The sequence below is a fragment of the Kitasatospora sp. NPDC004240 genome, assembly GCF_053603215.1.
This window is the reverse complement of record NZ_JBSGFD010000263.1, coordinates 1-9,624: the sequence shown is the minus strand read 5'-3', so window position 1 is coordinate 9,624 and position 9,624 is coordinate 1. Positions and strand designations below refer to the sequence as shown.

The following is a 9,624-nucleotide window of genomic DNA, read 5'->3' as shown; positions in this document are numbered from 1 at the left end:
CCCTACGCACCGACGCCGGGGGGCCGGGGACCCGATCGGGTCCCCGGCCACCGTGCTTCGTTCCTTCGTTTCCCGGCTGTTCCCGTGTCGCCCGGCCGTTCCCGGCCGTCCCGGGCAGCTCACCGCTCGCCGCCCGTCACTGCAACGCGGTTCTACTTCTCCGGCACCACGCCCGCGTCCGGGTCCAGGGTGCCCATGGTGACCAGGGCGATGATCACAATGCCGAGCAGCACCCGGTAGATCACGAACGGCATGAAGCTGTTGTTCGAGATGAACTTGAGGAACCACGCGACCGCCGCGTAGCCGACCACGAAGGCGATCGCGGTGGCCAGCAGGGTCGGCCCCCACGCGGGCGCAGGCCCTTCGCCGATCTTGGTCAGCTCCAGCAGGCCCGAGGCCAGCACCGCGGGGATCGCCAGCAGGAACGAGTACCGGGCCGCCGCCTCGCGGCTGTAGCCCATCAGCAGACCCGCGCTGATCGTGCCACCGGAGCGGGACACGCCCGGGATCAGCGCCAGCGCCTGGGCGAGGCCGTACCCGACCGCGTGCGGCAGGGTCAGCTCGGAGATCGGCTTGGCGTTGCGCACCGCGCGGGTGCGGTCCGCCACCGCGAGGATCAGGCCGAAGACGATCAGCGTGGTGCCGATCACCCGCAGATCGCGCAGGGTGTTCTCGATGGTGTGCTGGAACAGCACGCCGAAGATGCCGATCGGCAGGGTGCCGAGGATCACGAACCAGCCCATCCGGGCGTCCTGCTCGGAGCGCAGCGCCGGGCGGAACAGCGAGAGCGTCCAGGTCTTGATGATCGACGCGATGTCCTTGCGGAAGTAGATCAGCACCGCGGCCTCGGTGCCGAGCTGCGTCACCGCGGTGAACGCGGCGCCCGGGTCCTGCCACCCCAGCAGCGCCGGGAACACCCGGAGGTGGGCGCTGGAGGAGATCGGCAGGAACTCGGTCAGCCCCTGGATCAGGCCGAGGACGGTCGCGTGGAACCAGTCGATCACCGGACACCCGCCAGGGGTATCCGTCGGACGATGCGCATCAGCGGTCCTTGTTCGTCGGTGCGGGGGCATGCGCGAACAGCGGCATGCGAACCACCGGTCCCGTCCGGCACGAGTGACGCGCGCGGGCTCCGGCGCGCGCCTGATGGTACGCGGTGAAGGTGACGGGACTCCCGTCGCCCCCGGTTCCCGGTCCGCCGGGGCCGGGCCGGGCCGGGTGTCGGGGCCCGCTTTCGGGGCCGGCTCGGGGCTGCCCGGGGACCGGTTCGTGACCGGTTCGGGGTTGTTCCGGGGTGGCGGCGCGGTGGGTGCGGTGGCCGGGTTCGCGTCAGCGCGCGGGCCGGGCCCGAACCCAGGTGCGGTCCTCGGTCAGGTACGCGTCCACCGCGAGCCCGGCCGACGCGAGCGCGTGTTCGAACGCGGGACGGTCGAGCGGCCGCGACCGGAAGGTCTGGGTCCAGCGCGCGTCCGGGAACTCGTACTCGACGTGCACCGATCGCACCCCCGGCCCCACCGGCTCCGCGGACACCACGCGCACCCGCCCCTCCGCGCCGAGCGGCCGCACCCGGGGCAGGTCGTCGTACCAGTCCTCGCCCTCACGCTGCACCAGGACGCAGCCCTCGTCCCGGACGTGCCGCCGGCAGGTCTCCAGCAGTCGCTGCCGGACCGCCGGGTCACCGGCGTGCACCAGGAAGGACGCCAGCAGGACGACGTCGAAGCGCTCGCCGAGCTCCAGCTCCTCGATCGTCCCGCGCACGGTACGGGCGCCGCGCACCCGCGCGAGCATCTCGGGGGACTCGTCCACCGCCGTCACGGCGAAGCCGCGGGCCAGCAGCGGGTGCGTCATGCGACCCACGCCGCAGCCCAGTTCGAGGACGCTCGCGCCGGGTGGTACGGCCCCGGCGATCACCTCCGGCTCCTCGCCGACGGGCACGCGCTGCCACATCTCGACGGCGCAGCCGTCCGGGGTGATCGGCCCGGGGCCGGTTCCGTCGTGGCCGGGGCGGTGTTCCGGGGTGTCCGCGGTGTGAGGCATGCCGCCATCCGAACACGGGGTGGTGCGGAGAGGAAGGGGAGATCCGGACAGGGGTGGTGGAATACCCCTGGGGGGTATATGGTTCTTCTCATCGGAGCACGGAGGCGGGGCCCGGACGGGCACCACGACACGCGGAGGACGACATGGCACACCCTGCGCAGCACGAGCACCACGACCACGCGGCGCACGCCGGTCACGGTGGTCGGACCGGTCACGAGGGCCACGCCACCCAGACCGCTCAGGCCGGTCACGCGGACCACTCGGCACACGCCGGTCACGGCTCGCACCACGTCCACGGCGATCATGCGGCGCACGCCGGCCACGCCGCGCACGCCGGTCACGGTGGCGGGACAAGCTGGCGGACCGCGGCGCAGGCCACCCTGCACTGCCTCACCGGCTGCGCCATCGGCGAGATCCTGGGCATGGTGATCGGCACCGCCCTCGGCCTGCACAACGGCGCCACCGTGGCGCTCTCGGTCCTGCTCGCCTTCGTCTTCGGCTACGCGCTCACCATGCGCGGCGTGCTCAAGGCGGGCCTGGACGTCCGGGCGGCGGTCAAGGTCGCGCTGGCCGCCGACACCGTGTCGATCGTGGTCATGGAACTGATCGACAACACCGCGATGGTCACCATCCCCGGTGCCATGGACGCCGGTCTCGGCAGCATCCTGTTCTGGCTGGCCCTCGCCGGCTCGCTCGCCCTGGCCTTCGTGGTCACCGTCCCGGTCAACAGGTGGATGATCAACCGCGGCCGCGGGCACGCCGTGGTCCACGCCTACCACCAGCACTGACGCCCGACCTGTTCCACGTGCTCCACCCGACGGGCCCGGCCCGGCTGATCGCAGCCGAGCCGGGCCCGGGTGTTCTCCGGCGCGGCCCGGTGCCGACGTCGGTGCCGGTGCCTGTGCCGGATTCGGAGTGGCCCCGAGGCCGGGGCCGGGGTGTCAGTCGGCCCGCCGGCCCTCCAGCTCCACCAGGGTCCGGCGCAGCCAGCCGAGCTCGGCCTCGCTGGTGGCCCGGGCGATCAGCAGCAGCCCCCGGCGGAACGGGTCGTCGAACTCCTCCGCGCCCTGCGGCCGGCCGCCCTCGTAGAAGAAGCTCGCCGGCTCGGCGAGGAAGTCCAGCCGTCGGCGGAGCACTGCCGCCTGCCCGGCCGGATCGGGGAGGTGGCGGAGGAAGGCGAGCAGGGTGAACCACCGGTTCTCGTCGCTGATGTCCAGCCGCTCCGGTTCGCGCAGCCAGGTCAGCAGCGCCTCGCGGCCGGCGTCGGTGAGGTGGAGCGTGTGGCGGGGTGCGGCGGTCGTGCCGGGCTCGGTCTCCCGGCGCAGCAGCCCGTCGGTCTCCAGCCGCTTGATCGCCGGGTACAGCGTGCCGTCGCTGATCGGACGGACGTGGCCGGTGAGTGCGGCCAGGTGGCGGCGCAGCTCGTACCCGTGCAGCGGCCGGTCGTGGAGGAACCCGAGGATCGCGAACTTCAGCATGGCGTCACTCTCCCAGATCTCCACCCGTGCCGCGCGATCGCTATATCTCACTTCCGATATACATCGGAGTCGATGTATGTTCTTGGCGTCGGCCCGCCCGTCGCCGCTCCTGAGCGGTGACGTCGGCAGGCCTTCCGTGATCCCCTCGGGCTCGGCAACCCTCGGGCTCGGCAGCCCCCAACCAAGGAGTACGACCGTGCGCGACGCCCCCGTGACCTCCGACGGCGACCGGATCCGCTGGATCGAGATCCCCGGCGAGGGGCCGGCCCGGGTCTACCTGCACGGGCTCGGCTCCAGCTCGCCCGTCTACTACGCCGCGGCCGCCGCCCACCCGCTGCTGAACGGCCGGCGCTCCCTGCTGCTCGACATGCTGGGCTTCGGCATCAGCGACCGGCCCACCGACTTCTCGTACACGCTGGAGGAGCACGCCGACGCCGTGGCCACCGCGCTGGTCGCCGCCGGGGTGGCGGGGGCGGAGGTGATCGGGCACAGCATGGGCGGCCGGGTCGCCGTCGCACTGGCCGCCCGTCACCCGCACCTGGTCTCCCGGCTCGTCCTGGTGGACGCCAATCTTGATCCTGTCTCCCCGGTGCCCACCCCCGGCGGCAGCGGCATCCTGGCCTACACCGAGGAGGAGTTCGTCCACGGCGGCGGCCGCGAGAAGGTCGCCGAGCGGGTCGGACCGCTCTGGTGGGCGACCATGCGCATGGCCGGTCCCGAAGCGCTCCACCGCAGCGGCATGTCGCTCACCCGCACCACCGTGCCCCCCGTGCGCGACCTGCTGCACGGGCTCCCGATCCCCCGCGAGTTCCTCTACCCGGAGGCGGACGGCGAGCTCCGGGGCGCCGCGAAGCTGCGCGAGTCCGGCGTCGTCCTGACCGCGATCCCGGACTGCGGGCACAACATCATGCTCGACAACCCCGAGGCCTTCGCCCGGGCCGTCGCCGACGCCCTGACCCGCCGGTGACCGGCCGGGTCCGGGTGCCGGACGGGCTCGCCGCGTCGCTCTCCGAGTGGCTCGGCGACGCCGGCCGCGCCTGGGCGGACGGCCTCCCCGCGCTCGCCGAGACGGTCATGGAACGCTGGTCACTGCGCCCGGACGGCCCGGCGGCGCACGGCGCGGTCGGCCTGGTGCTGCCCGTGACCGGCGCCGACGGGACCCCGGGCGCGCTCAAACTCCAGCCCGTCGACGAGGAGACCCGGGGCGAACCCCTCGCCCTGCGCACCTGGAACGGCCGCGGCGCGGTCCGCCTGCTCGCCCACGACGCCGACTCCGGCGCCATGCTGCTGGAACGCCTCGACCCCGGGTGCTCGCTCGAATCCGTCGAGGACGACCTCGCCGCGCTCCGGATCCTGGCCGGACTCCTCGCCGGACTGTCCGCCGTCCCGGCGCCGCCCGGGCTGCGCACGCTTGCCGACCTGGCGGACGGCATACTGGCCGCGGCTCCCCGGGCGCTCGCCGCCCTCGCCGACCCGGACGACCGGCGGCTGCTCGCCGACTGCGCGGCCGCCCTCCGCGAGGTCCGCCCCGAACCGGGTGACCGCCTGCTCCACTGGGACCTCCACTACGGCAACGTCCTCGCCCCGCCGCGCGGCGGCCCGGGCAGGCGCGGCATCTCGGGCGGGCGTGGCGCGTCGGGCGGGCGCGGCGTCTCGGGCGGGCGCGGCATCTCGGGCAGCAGTCGGATCGGCGACCCCGACGGGCGCGGCGCCGGGGCCGGGTTCGCCGCCGCTGCTGGGCCCGTCGCCGGATCGGGGTCGGGGAGCGGACGGGGTGACTGGCTCGCCATCGACCCCAAGCCGCTGGCCGGCGACCCGGGCTTCGAGCTGCTCCCCGCGCTCCGCAACCGCTGGTCCGACCTGGTCGCCGCCGGGGACGTCCCCCGCGCCCTCCGTCGCCGCTTCGACCTGATGACCGACGTCCTCGCGATCGACCGCCCCCGCGCGACCGCATGGACCCTCGCCCGCGTGCTCCAGAACTCTCTCTGGGACATCGAGGACGGCGCGACCACCCTCGACCCCCACCAGCGGGCCATTGCGGAGACCCTCCACCCGGGCCGCGTGTGAGTGAGGGCGCGCGTTGCCCTGCGCGGGAAGTCGGCCGGTCCGACTCCCCGCGCAAGGGGGAGGGGGAAGGAGGGAATCTGTAGACCGGTCGTCATATTCAGGCACACGACCTTGAGGCGCTCGACGTGCGGCTATCTAGACCGGTCTACATATTCTGGCACCCGACCGACGAGAGGGTGCCCGGCCGATATCTAGACCGGTCTACATATTTCTGCCGCACCCCGGCGCGCCGCCCCCCGCCTCCGGCTCGCCGCGCAGGAAGTCGGCGGGTCCGACTTCCTGCGCGCCGCCGAACGTAGCCTCGGCGACGCGCGCTCAGTAGACCGGTCTACATATTCGCGCCGGGCCGCCGCCCGATCACGGCCGCTCGTACGTGCCCGGAGCGCCCACTCGCAGCTCATCACCCCCGCGCGGGGCCTCGCAGGGGGATGAAGCGGACGGGGGTGCCCGGACGGGCCTGGGCGGCGGCGGGGAGGTCGGCGGCCGGGACGACGCCGATGACCGGGTAGCCGCCGGTGGTGGGGTGGTCGGCGAGGAAGACGACCGGCTGGCCGTCCGGAGGGATCTGGACGGCGCCGAGCACCATGCCCTCGCTGGGCAGCTCGCCGCCCCGGGCCCGGGTGACGGCCGGGCCGGCCGTCCGTAGCGCGATGCGATTGCTGGCCGGGGCGACCCGGTAGTGCTCGCGGGCCAGCCAGGTGAGCGCCTGCGGTTCGAACCAGTCGGCACGCGGGCCGAGTTGCAGCCGCAGCACCAGCTCCGCCGGCGGCGCGGGCAGCGGCACCAGGTCCGGCAGGCCGCTGCCCGTCCCGGCACCCGCCTCGGCAACGGCTGTGCCGACTCCCGCACCTGTGCCGACCCCCGCCCCCGTACCCACCGGCAGCCGGTCGCCGGCCGCAAGCGGGGCCGGGCCCAGGCCGGAGAGCACGTCGGCCGAGCGGCTCCCGAGCACGGGCGGTACCGCGAAGCCGCCCGCGACCGCGAGGTAGCTGCGCACGCCGTACGTGGCTGCGCCCACCTCCACCAGCGCCCCGGCCGGCACCGTGACCACCGAGCCCCAGGCGGCGGGCCGCCCGTCCACCCGCACCGGCGCGGGCGCGCCGGTGACCGCGAGGAGGACCGGCCCGTGCGCGCGGAGCGCGACCCCGGCGAGCGTGGTTTCGAGGACGGCGGCGTCCGGCGCGTTGCCGACCAGGAGGTTGGCGGCGCGCAGCGCGGGTTCGTCGAGGGCGCCGGCCCGGGGAACGCCGAGGTGGGCGACGCCGCGCCGGCCCAGGTCCTGCACGGTGGTGAGCGGTCCCGGCCGGACCACCTCCAGCTCGGTCACCCGGGTGGTCACGGGCCGCCCCTCCTTCCCACCCCTCGCCCCCGTCCCGTCCGTCGTCCTCTCCCCACCCGTCGTCCCCTCCCCGTTCGTCATCCACGCGCCGCCGTGAAGCGCACCCGTACGCCGGGTTCGAGCAGTGCGGCCGGTTCGCGGTCGGTGTCCCAGAGCGTGAGCCCGGTGCGCCCGAGGAGCTGCCAGCCGCCGGGGGAGGAGCGGGGGTAGACGCCGGTGTACGGACCGGCCAGGGCGACCGACCCGGCCGGTACGGCGCTGCGCGGGGTGGCCCGGCGGGACACCTCGTACCGCTGCGGCAGACCGGTGAGGTAGCCGAAGCCGGGGGCGAACCCGCAGAACGCGACCACGTACTCGAACGAGGTGTGGATCCGTACGGCTTCCTCGGGGGAGACGTCCCAGAGCGCGGCGACCTCGGCCAGGTCGGCGCCGTCGTACGTCACCGGGATCTCGACCAGCGGTCCGGTTGCGCCGCTCCCGGCGGAGGGGCGGAAGGCGCGCAGCAGGGCGGTGGCGGCGGCGGGGTCGCGGACGCCGTCCAGCAGGACGGTCCGGGCAGCCGGGACGATCTCCTCGACGGCCGGCAGCTCCCCGGCCTCCTGCCGTTCGCGCAGCCAGCCGTACAGCGCGGCGACCTCCTCGGTACCCGCCACCTCGGCGAGCAGCGCCCGCGCGCCGACCGGCCGTACGGTGACCGGCCGTACGGTGACGGGTGCCGCGCTGCTCCGGCCACCTTCCGCGCCGCTCCCGTCGTGGTCCACCCCGCCGGTCCCGCCACCTTCCACCTCGCCGCTCCCGTCGCTCATGTGAACGCCTCCACCCGGACCCCCGTGGAGGCGAGCGCCCCGCGGACCCGCCAGGCGAGCTGGGCGGCGCCGGGGGTGTCGCCGTGGACGCAGAGCGAGCGCGCCTCGACGGTGACCGGTTCCCCGCCGGCCGCGATGACCACGCCGTCCCGGGCGATGCCGACCGCGCGGGTGATCACCGCCTCGGGGTCGTGCACCACGGCTCCCGGTTCGCCGCGCGGGACGAGCGTGCCCGCCAAGGTGTAGGCCCGGTCGGCGAAGGCCTCGGCGACCACCGGCAGCCCGACGCCCTCGGCCACCGCCAGCAGCCGGGAATCCGGCAGGCCCAGTACGGGCAGCGGTCCGTCGCAGACCGCGCCGGCCCGCAGCACGCCGGCGACCACGGCCTCGGCCTGTTCGGAGTCGGCGACCACCCGGTTGTAGAGGGCGCCGTGCGGTTTGACGTAGCTGACCCGGGAGCCGGCGGCGCGGGCGAAGACCTGGAGGGCGCCGATCTGGTAGGCGATCTCGTCGGCGAGTTCCTCCGGCGGTACGTCCATCGCGCGGCGGCCGAAGCCGGCCAGGTCGCGGTAGGAGACCTGGGCGCCGATCCGGACCCCGCGTTCGGCGGCGAGCGCGCAGACCCGGCGCATGGTGGACGGGTCGCCGGCGTGGAAGCCGCAGGCGATGTTGGCGCTGGTGACCACCGACAGCAGGGCATCGTCGTCGGTCAGGGTCCAGCGCCCGAACCCCTCGCCCAGGTCCGCATTGAGATCGATCACCGCATCGGTCACGCCCGTCCGCCCTCCAGCTGCTGTTGAGCCAGATCGTAGGGCCTGCGTGGTACGGGCGGAGCCCGTGACCCGGGCCCCGCCCGCGCGGCCGCAGCCGCGCCTCCCACGCGCTCACCCGCTCGGCGCACCCGGTTCGCCCACCGGGCCCACACGCGCGGCCGACGGGGCTCAGAGAGCCGAGGCGGGCGGCCGTCCGATCCGCGCCGGCCGCTCGCGCAGCGCGCGCTCCCGCTGCTCCAGCGGTCGCAGTGCCCGCAGGACGATCAGCAGCGGGATCACCCCGAAGACGCCGAACGACATGTCGATGAATCGCCAGAGCAGCGGGATGCCGCGCAGCGGGCCGCAGATCAGCGCGAGCGGGAGGACGGCGGCGCAGGCCAGCACGGCCCAGCGGATCACCCACACGTTGCGCACCGGGTCCTTGATCGGCCCCCAGAAGGCCGCCGCGATCACCAGGTGGGCGAAGGCCAGCCAGTCGGTGCCGTACGCGAGGAAGGGGTACTGCCGGTTGGTCTCGGCGACGCCGTCGCGGACCCGCTCGATCCACTCCAGCACGGCCGGCAGGCGGTCGGTCACCACCGCACCGGGCCCGGCCGCGACGTCGGCCAGCCAGCGGGTCTCGGTCTCCAGCGGGAAGGCGGTCAGCCCGCTCAGCGCCAGGCACACCACGAAGAACCAGAGCCACCGCCGGACCCGCCGCAGCACGCCCGCCTCGGCCTCCGCCGACACAGCGCCGGCCTCCGCCGACACCACCTCGGCCCTCGCTGCCGCCGCCCCGGCCTCCGCCGTGTCGGCCTTGAAACCACCGCCGCGCGAATCGTCGCTCATCGCACAAACCCCCAGCTCACAGGCCATGTCGAAGTACAGGGGGCGCTCGTCCCTCCTGTTCGGCACCGACTCTAGACTCAAAATTGAACGTGTTCAACTCCTCTGGAAGGGGGCCTGGAAGACGCCGATGCCCGGACACCGTGAGGTGTCCGGGCATCGGGAGGCGGGGGTGCCGGGAACGGCCGGGGGGGGGGGGGGGGGGCCCCCCCCCCCCCCGGGGGGGGGGGGGTGGTGTTACGGGGCGCCCCCCGGGGCGGGCGCGGGGGGGGAGGGAGGGGGGGGGGTGGGGGAAGTGG

Annotated in this window: 10 protein-coding genes; 3 read left to right on the top strand and 7 right to left on the bottom strand. The window is 74.8% G+C overall.

Annotation, left to right across the window (positions count from 1 at the left end):
- Positions 1 to 152: 152 nt before the first annotated feature.
- Entirely contained in the window at positions 153 to 1,001 is an 849-nt protein-coding gene (locus ACWEQL_RS38275) for an undecaprenyl-diphosphate phosphatase (protein WP_452155527.1), read from the bottom strand.
- Between the two features lie 328 nt (positions 1,002 to 1,329).
- Positions 1,330 to 2,037, bottom strand: a complete 708-nt coding sequence (locus ACWEQL_RS38270) for a class I SAM-dependent methyltransferase (protein ID WP_452155525.1) — start codon at positions 2,035 to 2,037, stop codon at positions 1,330 to 1,332.
- A 143-nt stretch (positions 2,038 to 2,180) separates the two neighbouring features.
- Between ACWEQL_RS38270 and ACWEQL_RS38265 the strand changes: the two genes are divergently transcribed.
- Positions 2,181 to 2,825: a DUF4396 domain-containing protein gene (locus ACWEQL_RS38265; protein WP_452155523.1), complete on the top strand. Its 645-nt coding sequence runs from the start codon at positions 2,181 to 2,183 to the stop codon at positions 2,823 to 2,825.
- Positions 2,826 to 2,978: 153 nt separating this feature from the next.
- Here ACWEQL_RS38265 and ACWEQL_RS38260 read toward each other — a convergent pair whose 3' ends face one another.
- Positions 2,979 to 3,515 carry a PadR family transcriptional regulator gene (locus ACWEQL_RS38260; protein WP_452155521.1) on the bottom strand — a complete coding sequence of 179 codons (537 nt, stop codon included), beginning with the start codon at positions 3,513 to 3,515 and terminating at the stop codon, positions 2,979 to 2,981.
- A 196-nt stretch (positions 3,516 to 3,711) separates the two neighbouring features.
- On the opposite strand from ACWEQL_RS38260, the gene ACWEQL_RS38255 reads away from it, so the two are divergent.
- Together ACWEQL_RS38255 and ACWEQL_RS38250 are read left to right on the top strand one after the other, a co-directional pair.
- Entirely contained in the window at positions 3,712 to 4,482 is a 771-nt protein-coding gene (locus ACWEQL_RS38255) for an alpha/beta fold hydrolase (protein ID WP_452155519.1), read from the top strand.
- Positions 4,479 to 5,582, top strand: coding sequence for an aminoglycoside phosphotransferase family protein (locus tag ACWEQL_RS38250; protein WP_452155517.1), 1,104 nt, complete (start codon positions 4,479 to 4,481; stop codon positions 5,580 to 5,582). The genes ACWEQL_RS38255 and ACWEQL_RS38250 overlap by 4 nt, the downstream gene beginning before the upstream one ends.
- A gap of 400 nt (positions 5,583 to 5,982) precedes the next feature.
- Here the strand turns inward: ACWEQL_RS38250 and ACWEQL_RS38245 are convergent, their stop codons facing one another.
- The 4 genes from ACWEQL_RS38245 to ACWEQL_RS38230 all read right to left on the bottom strand — a co-directional run bounded on the left by ACWEQL_RS38245 (position 5,983) and on the right by ACWEQL_RS38230 (position 9,328).
- Positions 5,983 to 6,921, bottom strand: coding sequence for a 5-oxoprolinase subunit C family protein (locus tag ACWEQL_RS38245; protein WP_452155515.1), 939 nt, complete (start codon positions 6,919 to 6,921; stop codon positions 5,983 to 5,985).
- Positions 6,922 to 6,998: 77 nt separating this feature from the next.
- Positions 6,999 to 7,727 (bottom strand): 5-oxoprolinase subunit PxpB, encoded by a 729-nt coding sequence (gene pxpB, locus ACWEQL_RS38240; protein ID WP_452155512.1) that lies wholly within the window; start codon positions 7,725 to 7,727, stop codon positions 6,999 to 7,001.
- A complete protein-coding gene (locus ACWEQL_RS38235) occupies positions 7,724 to 8,500 on the bottom strand; it encodes a LamB/YcsF family protein (RefSeq protein ID WP_452155510.1) in 777 nt (258 codons plus the stop codon). The genes pxpB and ACWEQL_RS38235 overlap by 4 nt, the downstream gene beginning before the upstream one ends.
- Before the next feature lie 168 nt (positions 8,501 to 8,668).
- The gene (locus ACWEQL_RS38230) at positions 8,669 to 9,328 is read right to left on the bottom strand and encodes a hypothetical protein (RefSeq protein ID WP_452155508.1); all 660 of its coding nucleotides are present in this window, start codon (positions 9,326 to 9,328) and stop codon (positions 8,669 to 8,671) included.
- Between the last annotated feature and the right edge of the window lie 296 nt (positions 9,329 to 9,624).